The 19,952-nt window shown below is 48.5% G+C and carries 12 protein-coding genes; 4 read left to right on the forward strand and 8 right to left on the reverse strand.

The genetic code is table 11. The features are described from left to right. Positions 1–164: 164 nt before the first annotated feature. Positions 165–566 (reverse strand): GNAT family N-acetyltransferase, encoded by a 402-nt coding sequence (locus tag DW830_RS12855; RefSeq protein WP_158573504.1) that lies wholly within the window; start codon positions 564–566, stop codon positions 165–167. 394 nt (positions 567–960) lie between these two features. Then, complete coding sequence (locus DW830_RS12860; protein WP_119250180.1) at positions 961–2,439, reverse strand: L-fucose/L-arabinose isomerase family protein; 1,479 nt, start codon at positions 2,437–2,439, stop codon at positions 961–963. 275 nt (positions 2,440–2,714) lie between these two features. On the opposite strand from DW830_RS12860, the gene DW830_RS12865 reads away from it, so the two are divergent. Continuing rightward, complete coding sequence (locus DW830_RS12865; protein WP_119250181.1) at positions 2,715–5,261, forward strand: transglycosylase domain-containing protein; 2,547 nt, start codon at positions 2,715–2,717, stop codon at positions 5,259–5,261. A 9-nt stretch (positions 5,262–5,270) separates the two neighbouring features. Then, entirely contained in the window at positions 5,271–7,007 is a 1,737-nt protein-coding gene (locus tag DW830_RS12870) for an AAA family ATPase (RefSeq protein WP_199656147.1), read from the forward strand. Between the two features lie 103 nt (positions 7,008–7,110). Here DW830_RS12870 and DW830_RS12875 read toward each other — a convergent pair whose 3' ends face one another. The 4 genes from DW830_RS12875 to DW830_RS12890 form a co-directional block, all read right to left on the reverse strand. Continuing rightward, positions 7,111–9,567, reverse strand: a complete 2,457-nt coding sequence (locus DW830_RS12875; RefSeq protein WP_119250182.1) for a glycosyl hydrolase family 95 catalytic domain-containing protein — start codon at positions 9,565–9,567, stop codon at positions 7,111–7,113. A gap of 164 nt (positions 9,568–9,731) precedes the next feature. Continuing rightward, entirely contained in the window at positions 9,732–12,584 is a 2,853-nt protein-coding gene (locus DW830_RS12880; protein ID WP_119250183.1) for a putative LPS assembly protein LptD, read from the reverse strand. A 47-nt stretch (positions 12,585–12,631) separates the two neighbouring features. Then, on the reverse strand, positions 12,632–13,177 hold the full coding sequence (locus DW830_RS12885; RefSeq protein WP_119250184.1) for an HDIG domain-containing metalloprotein: 546 nt from the start codon (positions 13,175–13,177) through the stop codon (positions 12,632–12,634). A gap of 11 nt (positions 13,178–13,188) precedes the next feature. Then, on the reverse strand, positions 13,189–14,964 hold the full coding sequence (locus DW830_RS12890) for an oxaloacetate decarboxylase (RefSeq protein ID WP_119250185.1): 1,776 nt from the start codon (positions 14,962–14,964) through the stop codon (positions 13,189–13,191). 584 nt (positions 14,965–15,548) lie between these two features. Between DW830_RS12890 and DW830_RS12895 the strand changes: the two genes are divergently transcribed. Beyond that, complete coding sequence (locus DW830_RS12895; RefSeq protein ID WP_119250186.1) at positions 15,549–16,685, forward strand: hypothetical protein; 1,137 nt, start codon at positions 15,549–15,551, stop codon at positions 16,683–16,685. A 179-nt stretch (positions 16,686–16,864) separates the two neighbouring features. On the opposite strand, the gene DW830_RS12900 is transcribed toward DW830_RS12895, so the two are convergent. Further along, the gene (locus tag DW830_RS12900; protein ID WP_233544530.1) at positions 16,865–17,098 is read right to left on the reverse strand and encodes a DUF4248 domain-containing protein; all 234 of its coding nucleotides are present in this window, start codon (positions 17,096–17,098) and stop codon (positions 16,865–16,867) included. A gap of 3 nt (positions 17,099–17,101) precedes the next feature. Next, the gene (locus DW830_RS12905) at positions 17,102–18,265 is read right to left on the reverse strand and encodes a replication initiation protein (RefSeq protein WP_119250187.1); all 1,164 of its coding nucleotides are present in this window, start codon (positions 18,263–18,265) and stop codon (positions 17,102–17,104) included. A gap of 1,048 nt (positions 18,266–19,313) precedes the next feature. On the opposite strand from DW830_RS12905, the gene DW830_RS12910 reads away from it, so the two are divergent. Further along, positions 19,314–19,913, forward strand: a complete 600-nt coding sequence (locus DW830_RS12910) for an HU family DNA-binding protein (protein WP_119250188.1) — start codon at positions 19,314–19,316, stop codon at positions 19,911–19,913. The last annotated feature ends 39 nt before the right edge of the window (positions 19,914–19,952 follow it).

Genomic DNA, 19,952 nt, shown 5'->3' on the forward strand with positions numbered 1-19,952 from the left:
ATGGGTCAAAAGCTTTCAAATTCAAAGCTTTTGCCCTTTCAGGGCGACCTTGTTTTTTGCCAACATTACCCAGGGCGCTGCCCTGGGCTAGGAGCTTTTGGGCTTTCAGCCCGTCCTCGTCTACCATTATTTAGACTTGTAACACACCCTCACTTTCTGATATTTTAGAATTTCATTTTATAGACGTTGGTTTCTCTCTTTTCGAAGCCCAGGCTCTGATAGAGCTGGTTGGCAACGACACGGGATGGGCGCGAGGTGAGCATCAGCGTTACCTCTCCCTTCTTCCTGCACTGTTCCATCACCTGCAGAATCATCAGCTTGCCATATCCCTTGCCGCGAAAGTTTCTATCCACCACCACATCTTCTATCCATGCCTTCCATCCGGTAGGGCACTGATAAAGGCAGAGGGTGGTCATACCGATGAATTGTCCATCGGATTCCAAGACATAGAGATGACTTTGGGATGAGGAGAGCAAGGTGTTCAATTCTTCCTCGGTGATAGTATGTACGCTATCACTCAACTGCGACAATAGGTTATTGATACTTGCCAAATAACCTGGTTTCATTTCTGTTAATTCTATCAATCTAGGTTCTTTCATGGTGCAAACTTAGCACTTATTTAGGAGATTGCCAAGAAATGTGGGGAACATTTCATTTTTTTAATAAAAGAAGAAAGGGTGTATCATTATTCATCGGATTACGCGGAATAAACGGAACTTTAACCACCTTCCTCGGATTACGCACGGATTTTAAACGGAAACTCGACCTCACGGTCGTGGCGATACCCCCTAAAGCCGGAGCACTACGGCACTAGTCCAATGGCCGCAAGGCCAAAGCCGTTTAAATTCCGTGCGTAATCCGTGGAGCAAGAATGTTCCGTTAGCTCAGCGTAATCCGATGAAGAAAATCGATGAAAAAAAGAGGGTGTGTCATGTACTTTTGTCACACCCTCTTGTATTCTTACTTCCAAGGATTCTCGGTTGGATAAGGCAGGCTAGCTGGCTGGTTGTAAGCGATATCCTTGATGCCAAGATACTTGAATACCTCGAACAGGGTCTTGCCTACGTGAGAGAAAGCTACGGCTCCGTGGTGTGGATAGCCCTTCTGAACCAAGACGTGACGATAGAAGCGGCCCATCTCGTTGATGGCGAAGATACCGATACCACCGAATGAACGGGTAGGAACATCGAGAACCTCACCCTCTGCGATGTAAGAACGGAGGTTACCCTCTGAATCGCACTGCAAGCGATAGAATGTGATATCAGATGCAGCGATGTCACCCTCCAAAGTACCACGGGTGAAGTCTGGTGTACCACCATTCTCCAACAAGCGGTTCTGAATCAACTGATACTTGATCTTACGGCTAGAGCACATCTTGCACTGTGGAGTGTTACCGCAGTGGAAGCCCATAAAGGTATCAGTCAACTTGTAATCGTACTTACCCTTGATGTCCTCATCATAGATATACTGAGGAACAGAGTTGTTGATGTCGAGCAATGTTACTGTATCATCAGATGCACACATACCGATGTACTCTGACAAAGCACCATAGATATCAACCTCGCAAGCTACAGGAATACCGCGGCTAACGAGACGGCTGTTTACATAGCAAGGCTCAAAACCGAACTGGCTTGGGAAGGCTGGCCAGCACTTGTCTGCGAATGCTACATACTGGCGAGAACCCTTGTGAGCCTCTGCCCAGTCGAGCAATGTCAACTCAAACTGTGCCATTCTGCGGCTGAGATCAGGATAGTAGCATCCCTCGCCCATCTCCTTGGCCATATCAGCGCAAACCTCTTCGATACGTGGGTCGTTCTCGTGCTCCTTGTAAGCTACGAGGAGGTCGAGCTCAGAGTTCTCCTCAATCTCTACACCCAATTCATACAAGCCCTTGATAGGAGCGTTGCAGGCGAAGAAGTCCTGAGGACGTGGACCGAAGGTGATAATCTTCAAGCCCTTCAAACCGAGGATGACGCGAGCCACTGGTACGAAGTCTGCAATCATCTTGGCTACTTCTGCAGCTGTGCCTACAGGATACTCAGGGATATAACCCTTCAAGTGGCGCATACCGAGGTTGTAAGAGCAGTTGAGCATACCGCAGTATGCATCACCACGACCATTGATCATGTCGCCATCACCTTCAGCAGCTGCTACGAACATAACAGGACCATCGAAGTTCTTTGCAATCAAAGTCTCAGGGGTCTCAGGACCGAAGTTACCAAGGAATACAACCAGAGCGTTGCAGCCCTGCTCCTTCACTTCAGCCACAGCCTTGAGCATATCTTTCTCGTTCTCAACTGTAGTCTGGCAGTTGAAGATCTCACCTTTGTACTCTTTTACGATGTTCTCACGGCGCTGAGTAGAAAGCGCAATTGGAAAACAGTCACGGCTAACGGCAATAATACCGAGCTTTACTTGTGGAATGTTGTTGCTTACCATAATTCTTTTGTTTTATATTAAGTTTTTATATAATCGACTTGTTTTTGCTGAGCGCAAAGGTACTAATATTTTTTATTTCAGCAAGCATTTTAAGAGTTTTTTTATGGTGAAAAAAGTTAAAAACAGAAGATTTCCGCCGGAATGAAACATCCGATAAAGTTCCTGTAACATTTCATACACATCGATTGAGACTTTATAACAAATAAAAACACAAAGATTGATGGTTTTTCAAATTATTATTGTACCTTTGCACCGACAAAAACAGAAAAACGATTATGAACAAAGTCAAGACTATCTTTGCCTGGATATGGCAAAAGCTTTGCGCCTTTTGGCCTTGGTACAAGACATTGTATCAGGGAAGAGCGTGGTACACCAAGACGTTAGTCGCCTTGGCAAGTTGTATTGTCGCCTTTATCCTTTATTTAGGTGCTGTCGATATTAACTTCTTATGGCTTTTCGGTAAGTCACCTGGTTATTTTTCAGGTATTCTGAATCCTCAGACTTCCGAGGCTTCCTTGATTTATAGTGCCGATGGCAAGCTCATCGGTAAGTATTTCAATGAGAATCGTACTCCTGTAGAATACGACGAGGTGAACCCTGCCTTCTTCAAGGCTCTGGTAGATACCGAGGATGAACGTTTCTACAAGCATATCGGTATCGACCCTATCGGCGTTTTCGCTGCTGCCAAGGATGCTCTCCTGCATCACAATGGCCGTGGTGCTTCTACCATCACGCAGCAGCTGGCAAAGAATATGTTCCGCGTCCGTTCGCAGTATTCTACGGGATTGCTCGGCAAGGTGCCTGTACTCCGCCTGCTCATCATCAAGAGCAAGGAGTGGATCATCGCCGTGAAGCTGGAGACGGTTTTCTCTAAGAAGGAAATCATCACCATGTATGCCAACACCGTGGATTTCGGTAGTAACTCTTACGGTATCAAGACTGCCGCCAAGACTTACTTCAATACCACTCCTAAGGAGTTGACCACCGACCAGGCTGCCGTACTCGTGGGTATGCTGAAGGCTACCACCTATTACAATCCACGTACCAATCCGGAGAACAGTCTGGCACGCCGCAACACCGTATTATATAATATGGTGACACACGGCGATCTGTCACATGCAGAATACGACCAGCTGAAGGCTGAGCCTATCAAGCTCGACTTCAAGGTAGAGGAAAACTACGACGGACAGGCTAAATACTTCCGTGAGGCTGTAGCCAACTACCTGAAAGACTGGTGCAAGGAAGAAGGTTACGACCTCTACACCAGTGGCTTGAAAATCTACACCACCATTGATACCCGCATGCAGAAGTATGCCGAGGAGGCTGCCCGCAAGCAGATGAAGCAGGTTCAGCAGAACTTCAACAACCACTGGAGCATCCGCCGCACACAGGCAGGAAAGGGAAAATGGATGGGACAGGAACCTTGGCAGGATGAGAACCATCAGGTAATTCCAAACTTCATCCAGGGCATCGCCGAGCGACAGCCTTTCTACAAGGAACTGGTGGCTCGTTTCCCTAACAATCCAGACTCAGTGAACTACTATTATAAGGAGTGGGTTCACCCGGTTAAGGTATTCGATTACGACAAGGGAAGCATCACCATCAACATGACTTCTGAAGATAGCATCAAGTATATGACTACCTTCATGCACAGCGCTTTCGTGGCTATGGAGCCACAGACGGGAGCCGTAAAGGCATGGGTGGGCGACATCGACTTCGACCACTGGAAGTATGACAAGGTAACAGCCGAGCGCCAGCCGGGTTCTACCTTCAAGCTCTTCGTCTATACCGAGGCGATGAACCAGGGATTGACTCCTTGCGACAAGCGCCGCGACGAATATATCTCGATGGAGGTATATGACAAGAAGAAGCACGAGATGACCACCTGGAGACCATCCAATGCCAACGGTTCGTTCTCAGGCGACAGCATCCCATTGAAGAGTGCCTTTGCCAAGAGTATCAACTCCGTGGCAGTACGCCTGGGACAGGAGATGGGCATCAAGCGCATCATCGAGACTGCCCAGAAGATGGGTATCAACAGTCCTCTGGATGATACACCAGCTCTTGCCTTGGGTTCCAGCGATGTGAACCTGCTGGAGATGGCCTGCGCATACAGTACTATTTCAAACAATGGTAAGCACCACGACCCGGTATTGGTTACCAAGATTGTGGACCACGACGGCAAGGTGGTATATGAAGGTCCTTCTACAGAGGAGCAGGTGATTCCTTACAAGAGTGCCTTCCTGATGCAGCAGTTGCTGCAGGGCGGTATGCGAGAGCCAGGCGGTACTTCGCAGAGCCTTTGGGGATATGTAGGCAAATACCGTGACACCGAGTTTGGCGGAAAGACAGGTACTACCAACAATCACTCTGATGCCTGGTTCATGTGCGTCAGCCCTAAACTGGTAGTCGGTGCCTGGGTAGGTGGCGAATATCGCTGTCTCCACTTCCGCACCGGAGCCTTGGGTCAGGGTTCCCGAACAGCATTGCCAATATGCGGTTACTTCATGCAGTCTGTATTCGGCGATCCTGCCTTCCAGCAGTATCACGCCAAGTTCGACAAGCCACAGGATGGCGACATCACACGAGATATGTATATCTGCGCAAGCTATGCACCAAAACCAAAGGTAGATACTACCCGTGTGGATAGCACCGCATTCACAGAGGAAATCATCCTCGACGAAAACGGCAATCCTATTACCAAGGAGGTTCCTGCAGTCAAGTCGGAAGGAGAATCTTCTGCTTCAGGAGCTACAGAAGAAAAGAAAGAGAAGAAGAAGACAAAGCCAACAGAACAGCCTGTCAACTTCGACGACCTTTAAAAATAAAATATGATTGATCTCGACAATGCAGAGCTGCAGAATGCACTCCAAATCATACAGTTTACCCGTCGTTCGCTTTTCCTCACCGGAAAGGCGGGGACGGGTAAATCTACTTTTCTGCGGTACATCGCAGCCAATACCAAGAAGAAACACATCGTTCTGGCACCTACAGGCATCGCAGCCATCAATGCCGGCGGAAGCACCCTGCACAGTTTCTTCAAGCTGCCCTTCCACCCCTTGCTGCCCAACGACAGTATGTATTCCGTGCGCAACATCCGGAATACATTGAAGTATAATTCCGAGAAAATCAAGATTATCCGTGAAGTGGAACTCATCATCATCGATGAGATCAGTATGGTGCGTGCAGACATCATCGATTTCATCGACAAGGTGCTGCGTGTGTATTGCCGCAATATGAGGGAGCCGTTCGGAGGAAAGCAACTTCTGCTGGTGGGCGACATCTATCAGTTGGAACCGGTAGTAAAGGAGGAGGACCGCAAACTGCTGAATCCTTTCTATCGCAGCAGCTTCTTCTTCGATGCCAAGATCTTCCAGCAGTTCCAGCTCGTCAGCATCGAACTCAAGAAAGTTTATCGCCAGAGCGACCCTGTCTTCATCGGCATCCTCGACCATATCCGAACCAGTCAGGCACAGAGTCAAGACCTTCAGCTGCTCAACCAGCGGGTGGGCGCCCAACTCGACGAGAGTGATTCCAAGCTTGCCATCACCCTCTCCACCCGCCGAGATACCGTGGATTTCATCAACGAGAACCAGCTCAAGCTCCTGCCAGGAGAGCCAACACTCTTCCGGGGCAATATCCAGGGCGAGTTTCCGGAAAGCAGTCTGCCTACCCCAATCGAACTGTATCTGAAGACCGGAGCACAGATTATCTTTATCAAGAATGATATCGAGCACCAATGGGTGAACGGTACCCTGGGCACCATCATCGGGTTCGATGATGAGGATGATGCCAAGATATATGTACGCACGGAGAATGGACAGGATGTGATGGTAGAACCTGCCGCCTGGAGCAATATGCGCTATCATTTCAACGAGGTGGAAAAAAAGATTGAGGAAGAGGAAATAGGCAGATACGAACAATACCCAATCCGACTAGCCTGGGCAATTACCGTACACAAGAGCCAGGGTCTGACTTTCAATCAGGTCAAGATTGATTTCACGGGAGGAGTTTTTGCAGGCGGTCAGACCTATGTGGCATTATCCCGCTGCACCAGTCTGGAGGGAATCAGTCTGCAGGAACCTATCCGTCCCAGCGAGATATTCGTGCGCAACGAGGTGAAGCAGTTTGCCCGCCAGTATAACAACCAGAACACCATCCACACGGTGTTGACGCAGAGCAAGGCAGACAGACAGTATCATGATGCCGTAAAAGCGTATGACAAAGGTGACATGCAAACCGCCCTGGATAATTTCTTCCTCGCCATCCACAGCCGTTACGACATCGAGCATCCGCTAGCCAAGCGCTTCATCCGCAAGAAGCTGAACAAGGTGAATGAGTTGCAGGCAGAGAACGAGCGGTTGCGTGAAGTTATCAAGCAGAAGGATGAAGAAAAGAAGAAGCAGGAGAAATTCCTGAAGCGCCTTGCCACGGAGTATGTCATCATGGGTAAGGAGTGCGAGAAAGAGGGCATGAAAGAAGCAGCTGTCACCAATTACAGAAAGGCGCTCACCCTCTATCCTAGCCATCCCGAGGCAAAGAGAAGGCTGAAGCATCTCAAGGAATAATCCCCCAAAAAGGTGAAGGCATTTCAGAGACCAATCTTATAAAAAGAAAGTGGTTGATAGAACGGAAAAACAAATCCGTTTTATCAACCACATTTTTTATTGATTAAAACTTAACCTCATAGGTCTTGCCCTTCTGGGTCTTCATCTTCTTCACCTTATCTCCATATCTTACCTGACAAGGTTCGCCGGAGCCGGAGAGAATGACAGCCTTGGTAAGGCGGCCGTTGTCCCAATAGATATCCACCGTGAAATTGCCCTTGGCACGGAGACCCTTGATGGAACCCTTCTGCCATGCATCAGGCAGGGCTGGCAGGAGATGGATAAAGCCCATGTGGCTCTGCATCAACATCTCGGTGATACCCGCTGTTCCGCCAAAGTTACCGTCAATCTGGAATGGGGCATGCGTATCCCAAAGATTATCCAGCGTACCATTCTTCAGCAGGTTGCCATAAAGCTTGTAGGCATGGTTGCCATCGTGCAGACGAGCCCACTGGTTCAACTTCCAACCCATAGACCAACCGGTTGCACCATCACCGCGATGCTCCAATACCACCTTGGAAGCCTTCGCCAGCACAGGAGTGGTGATAGGCGAAATGGTGCGGCCCGGATGCAGACCAAAGAGATGGTTCACATGGCGATGCTCATCCTTAGGATCATCTATATCCTTCGACCACTCCATCAACTGTCCGTAACGGCCAATCTGATAAGGAGCAATGTGCTTCAGGGCATCTTCCCACTGCTTGCGATCCTTGGCATCCTTACCCAGAATCTTGCTCGCCTCTACGGCATCGAGCAGAATCTCACGAATCACGGCATGAGCGAAGGTGGCACCCTCGTCTATCGGTCCGTGCTCCGGAGAGGTGGAAGGAGCCGCTGTATAGACGCCATCCTTGCGGTGCCACAGATAATCCGTAGCGAAGTTGGCACTTCCCTTGATGATATCGTAGGCTGTCTCGCTCAGGAACTTCTTATCGCGGGTATAGTCGTAATAATCCCAGAGATGGGTAGCCAACCATGGACCGGCAAATGGAGAGAAGTTCCAAGACATATCCTCGCTTGCCAGCGGAGAAGTGAAACCGAAGATGTTGCTGGATACAGATGTGGTCCAGCCACGGGTACCATAATATGACTTGGCTGTCTTCTCACCCGGCTTCACCTGTGTCTGGATGAAGTCGAAGAGCGGAAGCTCGCATTCGCTCAGGTTGGTGGTGCAGGCTGGCCAGTAGTTCATCTGGAGATTGATGTTGTTATGGTAGTCAACACGCCAAGGACCATCCACGTTGTTGTGCCATACACCCTGCAGGTTGGCAGGCATATTGCCAGGACGTGAAGAGGCAATGAGGAGATAGCGGCCAAACTGATAGTAGAGCTGTTCCAGATAGAAATCCTTAGCTCCCTTGCGGTAGTTAGCCAGGCGCTCATCGATAGGCATATCGTTGGCATTAGCCGCATCATTCAGATTCAGACTCACGCGATTGAACAGACGGCTGTAATCCTTGTAATGCTCATCCAGCAGCTGCGCATAACCCTTGCCCTCTGCCTTGCTCACCCAGTTCTGGGTAGTGGCCAGCGGATCCACGCCCACGTAGGTCTTAGGATCGTTGTATTCAGGGTTATAGTTTGCCTTGTAATCGGTATCGGCAGAAATGAGGAATACCACCTCGTCGGCACCCTTCACGGTCAGCTTTCCACCTTCGTTAGAAAGGCTACCGCCCTTGTTGATGGCACGGATGCGGATGGCATACTGCATATCGTTATTATCGAGACGTGCATCCCAGAGCAGACCGTTCTTGCCGTCAGCCACCATCTTGCCTGTAGAGACAGGGTTAGGCGCATAAGAGAATACGAGATTCTGCTTACCAGGACGGGAAGCCTTATATCGGATAGCCATCACATTGGCTGGATAAGAGATGAAATATTCACGCTGATAGCTCACTTCATCCTTGACGAAAGAAACGGTGGCCAAAGCAGAATCGAGCGACAGGGCACGGCGATATTTCGACATTCCCACGGTGCTCAATCCGGTCTCGATATACGCCTCGCCCATCGTGGTAAAGCTACCGAAACGGAACGGATCCTCGGCATAAGACTCGTATGGCACCGGACTGTTGAAGTTCTTGCGGGTAAGCTGCGAAGCCTTCTCCCAGTCGTTGGCAGCAAAGGCATCTCTGATTTCCTGCATCACATGGGCAGAATTCTTGTTTACATCCCAGTAATAAGCAGCCCCCTTCTTGGTATTCGGACCGCCACGCCAGAGCGTCTTCTCGTTCAGGGTGATGCGTTCAGCCTCTACCGATCCCAGGATATTGGCACCGATGCTTCCATTACCGATAGGCAATGACTTTGACTCCCAATCCGAATCCGGATTGCGGGAGGTATCACCAGCCGAGATAGGCTTCTTGTGAGTCCATTTCTCAGGATGGCCTCCATACCAAACTTGCTGTCCCTTCAGGGTTACAGGCGTGTCGAACCAGTAAGACAATGCTGTCTTATGCTGTGCGGTGGCAGAAAGTGCCCCCAGCATCGCAAAGGTTAAAATAGATACGGTTTTCTTGTTCATTATATATAATATTTAGTCTGATTACTTATTTTCAGATAATCGCTACAAAAATACGATTAAAAATCGACATATCCAAATATCGGGTCATAAAAAAAACGAGGATAACCAGCATTTTCTCAATACTTGCTATCCTCGTCTTGCTATTTCATATCGTTTCGGGTGGCTTAATACCACTGTACAGCATTCGAATAACCGCTTCGCTTATCATACTTCAAGGCATCCGTCAATGTGGCTGCATTGCATCGGAAGGTGAAGTTATAGCTGGTATATGGCGCCAGCACTACCGAACAGCTCATGTTGAAGCAGTGCAGGTCGCGAGCCAGACTTGCGGTGGTCATACTCAGCTTATGATTATCAAAATCATAACCGGAAGAGAAGCTGATGTTCCATCCGTCGCTGATACGAACGTTACCGCTCATATTCAGGTTCTGGGTGAACTTGTATGGATATCTCATCGATTTCTCGTTGAACTTCTCTCTTCGGGTATCCTCACGCATGGTGATACCATATCCGAAGGTGAGCGACCATGGCATCTTGAATGCCATATAGCCGTCAGAGTCGGTCTTGGCTTTTCCGCCACCGCTCTTCTTGGCTCCCGTCTTTCCCTTCTCCATACTGTCGTCCACGTTGCTCTCTATGTCGGTATCCATACCTTCATCGTCATCGTCCTTACGCTTGTTCTTGTCCTTGTCGTCCTCATCACTGCCTCCGCCGAAGAGTTTCTTCAGTTTCTCAGGATTCAAGGTGAACGAGAAGTTCTGCGACATTCCCTGGAATCGTCCGAACCTGCCCTTGCCCCACTCGGTGTGGTTGCCGACATATACGTTTCCGTTCTCATCCATCTCGTAGGCGTAGGTGGCAAACACGGCGTTCATGTTGAAGGTATAGTTCTTCCACCACTTCAGTCGCAGGTTGATGTTCATATCACTCCAAGGGCGCACCTTGGCAGCGGTGTTGTAGCTCATGCTCACATCAAACGCATCAATGAGGCTCACCTTCTTCAAGCTGTCGTTCTTGTCCCTCCATTTCATCTCCAGGTTGTTGCCCAGCGTGAAGGAAATGTTACCACTCTTGCCCTTGCCCGGCACACCGTAGAGGGCATTCTGATATGGCGAATAACTTACCAGCGATACATTGCCGTCGGCATCAGTCTTCTGATAAGTATCCCAATAGCCGTAATGCGATGCTCCGAAATCAGGTGCATAGCTGAAGCTTACCGTCGGGGTAATCACGTGGCGGATCCTGTCTATCCTGTTGCCAAACAGCTTGCGGTTAGGAATCCAGAAGCCGTAAAGTTTGGTAGAGAGTCCTATGCTCATGTTCCAGTTATATACGTTGTGGAATCCGTAGGTGGTATCGCAAACCTCTTTCTGCGCAGTGGCATCCCATGATCTCTCCACCTTGTTGGTGTACATACGGTCGGTGAAGTTGAACGAAGGATTCACGTTGAGATATTTGAAGAGGGTGAACGATGCACTCACCGGAATCTGATGCTGCCATCCGTTTCGCCAGTCCTTGATGAGCGAACTGTGCATCAGCTTATCCTCCTTGGTATTGATACTGTTGGAGATTTGTCCGGTATAGCTCATGGCTATCTTCTCGTACCATTTCTCATCACCCACCATCTTCTTTCTGCGGAAAGGATAGAAGCGGGAGATACTGATGTTCAGGTCGGGCAAGGTCATCGCTATGGATGAGTTACGCATATTCTGCGAGAGGTTTGCCGTAGAACTGAGCGACATTCCGATGCTCGAGAAAGTGGTACTCCAGCTTACGGAAGAGGTTCTCGTACTCTGCGTCATCGTCTGAGGATTATAGAGCGAGTTGAGGTTGTTGCGCTCATAGCTCGATGTGGCGAAGTTGACGCTTGCCGAAAGCGAACTGAACGGATTTGCCTTGGAATCCTGTCGGTGACTCCACTGCACCTTGAAACTCTCCTGCTTGGTGAAGTCAGGCATTCCCTTGTCACCCGTCTGCGTATCCTGGTAACTGAAGAAGAAGGAACCGGAATACTTGTATCGCTTGCGGTAATTGCTTGCCGCAGACAGTCCCCACGAACCCTTGGTGTAGATTTCTCCCAGCAGTTTCAGATCCCACTTGTCGCTGATGGCGAAATAATATCCACCGTCACGGAGATAGAAACCGCGGTCGCTCTCATCACCATAGGTAGGCATGATGAAACCGCTGCTGTAGCTCTTGGTGAACGGGAAGAATCCGTATGGGATACCCAACGGCATCGGCACATCGCAGACCACGAGATAGGCGGGACCGAAGATGACATCCTTGCCCGGGCGCACCTTGGCTCTGGAGAGCGAGATGTAGAAGTCGGGATGCGGATCATCGCAGGTGGTATATCTGCCATGCTGCAGATAGATGACACCCGAAGAATCTCGCTTCGACTTCATACCGGTGAGGAATCCATCCTGCTGCTCGGTATATACATTATTAATAAGGGCCTTCTTGCTCTTGAAGTTGAACTTGATGGTATCGGTATCATAGGTATCATTGCCCATCTTGAAGACCGGTTTTCCCTTGATGCCTCCATCAGCCATCGAGTCCTTGGTACCGCTGGCTCTCACATTGCTCTTGTCCAGATCCATGGAGATACGGTCGGAGGTAAGATCCATGTTCTCGTACTTCACGTTCGAGTTTCCATAGAGATGCGCCACCTTGTGGTGGGCATCATATACCAGCGAGTCGTCGGCCTGATACTGTACAGGTGCGTCGATGCCTCCCGACTTCTTTCTGTTGATACTGTCGAGTCGGATACTGTCATCCACCACCTTATTATGTTTCCATATAGCCTTCTGCAGCGAGTCCATCTGGGTGGTATCGGTCTCCGTACTGATGATTTCATTGCCGAGCGAATCGACAAAGACGGAGTCGCCCACAGCCACAGCAGTAGAATCCACCTGAGCCTTCTTGTCTTTCTTTTTAGAAGGCATACCCGGGTTTGCAACCATCATGGCAGCGATGGATGCAAACATCAGAACAGCTATAGTTGATTGTTTTCTCATTCAGAATAAATATTCGAGTTTCATAAACCCGATAAAACTTCAGAAAATTATATTTTATTTTCAAATATCCGCTCCCATTCCTGGAAGCGCTTTACTCCTTCCTCGCCAAACTTAGCGAGACTTTTCTCTGCCTTTTCGATACTCTTTTCTTTGTCGAGATGAGTCTTGCTGAAGAATTTATCAGCATAGCAGATTACCTTCTCCTCCATGGTTTCCGGCAGAAAATCCTGGTGAGGCAGTGGCAGTTGCTGCTTCTCGATCTGCTCTTTCGTAATGCCGGCACCGGTGTGGCGCTCGCATACCCGAGCATGTCGCTCATATCCTTCCTTGCGCAGCAGTTCGGCACCCAGTCGGCCATGACAGATGTATGGCTGCGAACCGAAACAGTGAATGCCAGGAGCATCGGTCTGAAAGATTCCGATGTCGTGAAGCATGGCTGCTTCCTCTATAAACCGGGCATCCAGATGCAGTTCGGGATGAGACGAAACAATCTGTAGCGCTTTTCGCGCTACAGATTGACTATGTGTGATGAGGATATGGCGAAGCTCCGTATCCTCAGGATAATACTTATCAATGATTGCTTGATAATCCATAAATTCAATGTTTACTCAGCGTTGCGCTCAATGTAAGCGATGACATCACCCTTGCGGATCTTGCTGCCCTGCTTAGCATTGATTTCCACGAGCTTACCACCCAAAGCGGCAGGAACGGTCTCAAACTCACCCCATGGAGCGAGGATGTAGCAGAAGGCATCACCTTCCTTGTACTCCTTACCGATGAATGGCTCTACAGCTGGCTGGCACTCGCCCTCGCCCTGGAACTCCCAGAAAATCTGACCGGCTACTGGTGCTACGATAGCATCAGCCTTGGCATGCTTGAACTCTGCGAGCTGAGCTGGAGTCAAGGTGCTGCCGAGCTTGGCATCCTTTGCCTTCTGGAGGTCAGCCAGGAAGTTCTTCTTTGCCTGACCGCTCTTGAAGTTTCTATACTGCTCTGGGTGCATAGCGAGTTCGAAGAGCTCCTCATCATCCTGACCATACTCCCAACCGTTCTCGTCCATCTCCTTCTTGAAGTCGTCAAGTGCATTGCTGAGCAATGTGTGAGCATCTACATCTGTAAACTCACGGCCCTGCTTCTTGGCAAGCTCAACAAGCTCTGGATCAATCTCTCCAGGAATCTTACCACTCTTACCGAGAATCATCCCCCACATAGAATCATCCATCATCACGAAGCGGCCTTTGCCCTGCTCCATGGTGAGGAGGTTCATCAATGAGATGTTCTTTACATACTGGCTGAATGGTGTTACCAATGGAGGATAACCTACACGTGGCCATACATACTCTACCTCGTCGAAGAGCTTGATCAGGAGGTCATCCATAGACAACTCTTCCTCACCCTTCTTCTTGCGGATATTGTTGATGGTCTGACGCATACCGCCGAGGTCTGCCATCATAGAACCCATCATACCGCCAGGGAGACCACAACCGAGCAACAATGAAGACATGATCTTGTTACCTGGGTTGATGAAATATCCGAGCCACTCATCGATGAATTCCTGAGTCATGGCACGAGCCTTCATGTAAGCGCTCATGTTAATCTCAGGCACCTCGAAGCCCTCGTTCTTCAACATGCTGATAACAGAGATAACGTCTGGATGAACCTTACCCCATGACAATGGCTCAATGGCTGTATCGATGATGTCGGCACCATTGTTGCAGACCTCGAGGATAGAAGCCATAGAGAGACCAGGACCAGAGTGACCGTGATACTGGATGATGATCTCAGGATACTTGTCCTTAATCATCTTGGTGAGCTTACCGAGGAATGCAGGCTGACCGATACCAGCCATATCCTTCAAGCAGATTTCCTCAGCACCGGCAGCGATGAGCTGGTCGGCGATGTTCATATAATATTCGAGTGTATGTACTGGAGAGTTGGTGATACAGAGTGCACACTGTGGAGTCATGCCACCTTCCTTAGCCCACTTGATAGAAGGAATGATGTTACGAACATCGTTCAAACCATCGAAGATACGGGTGATATTGGTACCCTGCTTAGCCTTTACCTTGTACATGAGGGCACGTACATCGTCTGGCACAGGATACATACGAAGAGCGTTCAATCCACGGTCGAGCATGTGAGTCTTGATGCCCACCTCGTTGAATGGCTTACAGAATGCACGAACTGCATCATTAGGATTCTCACCAGCGAGGAGGTTAACCTGCTCGAAAGCACCACCATTGGTCTCTACACGGCTAAAGCAACCCATTTCAATGATAACTGGGGCAATCTTAGCCAACTGATCCTTACGTGGCTGGAACTTACCAGAACTCTGCCACATGTCTCGGTAAACGAGACTGAACTGAATTTTCTTCTTCATTCTTATTATTAAATTTCTTGTTTCCTAAATTTATATATAAAATAATGTGTATCTCCTGCCCCGAGCCTCATTAGAAGCCAAGGCATTCTATACCAAGGTGCAAAATTAGACAAAAAAATCGAGAAATCAGTCATTTCCCACAATTTATTATGGTTTCGGCACTGAAATTATTAATTATTAACTCACTTGCGTAGAGCCAAAGGTACAGGGCTGTTGTGTTTCACCAGGCTAATATCCATACGCCCTGAACCAACGGTCACCGGCACGTAGCGGAAAGGTAAAGGGCAAAAGCTTTCCCTAAACACAAACTTTTAAAGCAAAAACAACAAAAAAATGGCCGTAAAATTTTGTATTGTCTGCTTTTCTCTGTATCTTTGCATCCGTTTTTGAAATTTAAATCAATCAATAGGATAATACAAAAAAACAGATATGACAAATAATACGAACAAGCACACCTTGCCAATCTGGACGGAGGTGGAATACACAGCATTATGTAAGAACCCATATCTATCTACTCCTTCTTCATCCCAAAGGAATCGAAGGTTTTCCTTTGCAAGGAAGATGGAAGCAGAGAGGAACAGAGAATGATCTTCCTGGTCTTCAAATCCACTGCTGCCGCAGAAGAGGACGAATGGGAAGATGACCCAATGCCGGGAGAAATGTGGGTAAAGCCTCTGGAAGATGATGATACAGAGGTATATGAACCTGCCAAGGTTATCTATCTGGGACAGGACATCGATGATTTCATCCAGGTGACCAGCGAGGACGAAAACACCATCACTTTTGACATCTACTGGCGCCATGGCGACGTGAAGGTAGAAAAGGCGGAGAAGACCGACGACGGCTTCGTCTGCAAGAAGGAGGACTTCGGTGACGAAGGCTTGCGCCTCACCCTGATTCCGGAAGAGGGAATTCCTTTCTCACTCTATCTTCAGATTCCATACATCGGCTTCTCGCTCTACGACAGCGAGGGCAACAAGGTACACTATGAACTGGAGGTAGCTCACGACAAGGTAGATGAGTATCGCTACGAATTCGTAGGTGATGACAACAACGACCGCTTCACCTTGCAGTTGGACGACAACAAACTGGTTTATATCTGCGTGCTCCGTCATGAGGATGCCCAGCTGGTGGTTCGCGACCAGCGCCAGCGCCTTGCCGTAGTAGATCAGATTCCGTCTGAGGGAAAATTGAGCGAACTGATGATGAATGCCCATTCTGCCCTGATCAAGAACAAGAACTACCGTTGGCGCATCAACATTGCCGGCAGCAGCATCGCACACGAGGTGGAGCTGGAGATTACTCCAGAAAGTCTCGTTGCCTTCATCAAGGAGCAGATGGCAAAGGGCATCGACATCGATACCCTGGGACAGAGCCTCATTGCCATGGAGCAGAAGTATGCCTTCCAGTGGTTCTGGCTGAAGGACAGCGACTGGAGCCATGATAATCCGATGTTCGACATGTTCATGAACCAGCTTGTAGCTTTCTCGTATGTAAGCCAGAAGCCTATCCAGGGCGACCAGTTGCAGGCTCGCAACAACAAGCGCAAGATCAAGCGTTGCGCCAAGCTCATCAAGGCTCACCAGAAGGGCGAGATCAGCCTTTGGGATGAGGATGAGGAGCAGCGCAAGGAGATTCTCCATCTCTTCAGCACCTTCCACAGTCCTTTCGTAGAGATTCTGGAGTCATTGAAGGATGAAGAAACTGAAGAAGAAGCATAAGAATAATGATGTAATATAGTTCAACATTCATCTCTATCTTCTCAAACGCCCGGAAAATGGGATATCCGGCGCAATTGAAATCTCCCTATAAGCACAGTTTTTTCTGGCTTATAGGGAGATTTTTGGCTAAAATAGCCTGTAAACTGCTGTAATGATAAATAATTTTCACTATTCAGCCTTTAGCCAGGCTCTCCCAGGAAATGGTAAATCAATTGCACCATTTTGGGAGAAAAGTATTGACACCGCTGATGATAGCCCAGTTGGCGGATGCCCTCCCACAGGGGTGGACAGCGCTTGATCCATGACATCAGGTGTCGGCGAGCCGTAATCTTGTCGCCCGCCATCGGGAAATACTGCAAGGCGAGATCTGCCTTGCCCATCATCATATAGTTATTGTGATTGGCATCTTGCATAAGCTAGTCATTTTTGAGGTTAGACGGAACAGGAGGAAAAGGCTTGGCTACGGGAACAGGATCCGGAGAGGATGCCCCGGAAGATTTCACAGGCAGACTGCCTCTATCCTTGAAGAAACCACGGAGGGCACTCACGATATATGCTGCCTTCTTCATAGGCTGATGCAGACGGATGCGCTCGGCAACATATTTTTCCTTGCGCTCAAACCACACCACAAAGTCACCCAACATTCCCAGAAAGAGATGACTGCTCAGCTCCTTCGCAGTAGCCTCGCTTACATCATAACGATTCATTAGCTTGATTTTCAGCTGGATACGTTGAGAGCGCAATTCCTCAGGAATCTTATCGTCCTGCACTTCATCCTCACGGCAGTGGACCGTAAAAACCAGGTAGGTAGGCCACCCCACGCAGCGCTGCTCGGCTCTCGGGGCATCTTCGTCTGAATAACAGACAGATAGCGTGAGATACTGATCCACCATGCCACAGTCGTAGAGTCGCTTCTGGTCGTCGAGTGCCGGCTGGAGGCTCTTCGACATCAGATCGCTGAAGTATTTGTAATAATTCTCCTTGCCGTGCATCAGCGCTACAAACTTCTTGGGATCTATCTTGGTATATCCCTTCAACGCCCAGCAGAGGGTAATGATGTAGAGCTTGATGGATGACGCACTGCAGCAGTGATTCACCACATCCAGATGCACATGGGCTACCCCCTTGTCGAAACTGTAGAAGTAGTCCAGCAGATCGTTGGAGAAACGGAACTCCACCGCCAGATGACCTCCCATCCTGATGAATTCACAAGAGAAAAGTCTTGGAAATTCAGCGTAATAGGTCACCTGGTTCACATCACACTTGTAGGGGATGGCTATCGGCTTGCGCTTCGCCATATCCACTATCGCATTCTTCACCTGACTATAGCGGCTGGTATGGGCGCATAGATCCGACAGGCGGATGACGACTACAACATAGCCATCAGTCATCTGCTTGGCTGTCAAACGCTTACGCATAGACTTATTAGGCATTTGGCCATCTACCACGTAGTCCTTAATCACTTTCTGAGCATGGCCTACAATGGCCAAAACTACCTTGAGCTGCACAACGGAATAATTGTTTCGCGACAGTCCTTGAACTCCCAGCAGGGAGATTACGTTGTTTCTAGGTATTGTCATTTCTTTTCCTTATTAGTTGTCGTCTGCCTTTTTCAAGGTAGGCAAATTTATATTTTAAAAAGAAATCGACACAGAAGGATAGGTGAAGATAACAAATTGATGCTGACTATCTTCCCTTTCGGGAATTAAAACCTCATAATAATCAACATCTTTGGCATTTTGATACTCCTACCATCGTTCCGTGCCGATTATTCTTTTCTTCGAACCAATCGGACACAGAATGCCCAGGTAAGGATCCAATGCCAAACTCACAAGAACAGGAAAGAGGTTAGTCCTGAACTCTCGGAGTATTTGTAAAACCCTCACTTGTATCAGCCTTATGACACAACAGCTTTTTGCCATAGCTTTTGATGCCATTTCAGCTAACCGATTGCAAAAGTAACACCTTTTTTCGAAATAACCAAGAAAAACAAAGAAAAAAATACATTTTCCATCAAAATTTCTAAAAAAAAAGATTTCTCACACGCGTTTACGTATAGTATAAAAAGTATAATAAAGTATATATATTACTATATATGGTATAGTATAAGGGGCATTTTTTCAAATCTATCCACCTAATTATCAAGCACTTAGCATTCAATCTCTCGCTGAAAGTGTAGCTTCAGCCACCCCCATTCGCCGAGATGGTAGCTGTTTCTCGCCGAGATGGTAGCATAAAAATCACCCACTCCCCGAGAGTGTAGCAACACCAGGAAAGATGGTTTCAGATATCGGCATATAGGATGCTTGCAGGAGGCATATTGGGCATCAGCCTACACTCAATATGGCATGAGAGTGCATCATATATGACGCTGGCAAGTATCATATATGACGCTGGCAAGTATCATATATGACGCAGGCGAGTATCATATATGACGCAGGCAAGTATCATATATGACGCAGGCGAAAGAGTACCATCTTGAACCAAAGTGAACCAAAAAGGACGAAAATGAACCATCTTGAACCAAAGTGTGCAATTCGCCCCTGCCGGATGTCGTATCTTTGCATATGTAATCGGGAAGAGTCCGATACACAACAAGAGTTATTCATCTTTTAATTTTTTAGTAGTATGGCAGTAAATTTTAGTTTAGCAAAGCATTTGGCAAAGCCGGGTGACAAGACCTCGGACAGCAAGTATTACGCTTGCACACAGATCAACGATTCCATCTCGCTCAAGATGTTTGCGGGATTGATCGAGAAGCAGACCACCGTATCCCGTGCAGACTGCACCGCAGTATTGGTGAGCGCAGTAGATAACCTCGTAACAGAGCTTCAGCGCGGTAACCAGGTGGAGTTTGGCGAGCTGGGCAAGTTCCGTCTCCAGCTTACAAGTACAGGAGTAGATAATCCTGCCGACTTCCGCAGCGACGTCAACATCACCGGGGCAAACATCCAGTATATTCCTGGAGAGGGGGTGAAGAACAAGTTCACCGACCTGGATTACAAGCAGGTGGCATCCAGAGCTCTGCAGATTGCAGCCATGAAGGCTGAGAAGGCGGGCGCCAAGACGCTCAACATCGAGGAGGCAAAGAAGTACAAGAAGGACGAGGCAGCTGGCGACGGCACAGACGAGACCGGCAAGCCAGGAAGCACCACCGGAGGCGGCACAGGTGAGAATACCGGCAACACCGGCGAGGATTCCGGCAACGGTGACAATGTAAGTTTGTAAACCATTAATTATTAAAAGATTAAGTATATGAGTATCAAG

Origin of the sequence: Prevotella sp. AM34-19LB (assembly GCF_003468525.1) — a bacterium.
Lineage (GTDB): Bacteria > Bacteroidota > Bacteroidia > Bacteroidales > Bacteroidaceae > Prevotella.

Coding starts and splice junctions, on each gene's coding strand:
- DW830_RS12855 (WP_158573504.1), bottom strand. CDS start 566: ATGAAACCAGGTTATTTGGCAAGTATCAATAACCTATTGTCGCAGTTG.
- DW830_RS12860 (WP_119250180.1), bottom strand. CDS start 2,439: ATGGTAAGCAACAACATTCCACAAGTAAAGCTCGGTATTATTGCCGTT.
- DW830_RS12865 (WP_119250181.1), top strand. CDS start 2,715: ATGAACAAAGTCAAGACTATCTTTGCCTGGATATGGCAAAAGCTTTGC.
- DW830_RS12870 (WP_199656147.1), top strand. CDS start 5,271: ATGATTGATCTCGACAATGCAGAGCTGCAGAATGCACTCCAAATCATA.
- DW830_RS12875 (WP_119250182.1), bottom strand. CDS start 9,567: ATGAACAAGAAAACCGTATCTATTTTAACCTTTGCGATGCTGGGGGCA.
- DW830_RS12880 (WP_119250183.1), bottom strand. CDS start 12,584: ATGAGAAAACAATCAACTATAGCTGTTCTGATGTTTGCATCCATCGCT.
- DW830_RS12885 (WP_119250184.1), bottom strand. CDS start 13,177: ATGGATTATCAAGCAATCATTGATAAGTATTATCCTGAGGATACGGAG.
- DW830_RS12890 (WP_119250185.1), bottom strand. CDS start 14,964: ATGAAGAAGAAAATTCAGTTCAGTCTCGTTTACCGAGACATGTGGCAG.
- DW830_RS12895 (WP_119250186.1), top strand. CDS start 15,549: ATGATCTTCCTGGTCTTCAAATCCACTGCTGCCGCAGAAGAGGACGAA.
- DW830_RS12900 (WP_233544530.1), bottom strand. CDS start 17,098: ATGCAAGATGCCAATCACAATAACTATATGATGATGGGCAAGGCAGAT.
- DW830_RS12905 (WP_119250187.1), bottom strand. CDS start 18,265: ATGACAATACCTAGAAACAACGTAATCTCCCTGCTGGGAGTTCAAGGA.
- DW830_RS12910 (WP_119250188.1), top strand. CDS start 19,314: ATGGCAGTAAATTTTAGTTTAGCAAAGCATTTGGCAAAGCCGGGTGAC.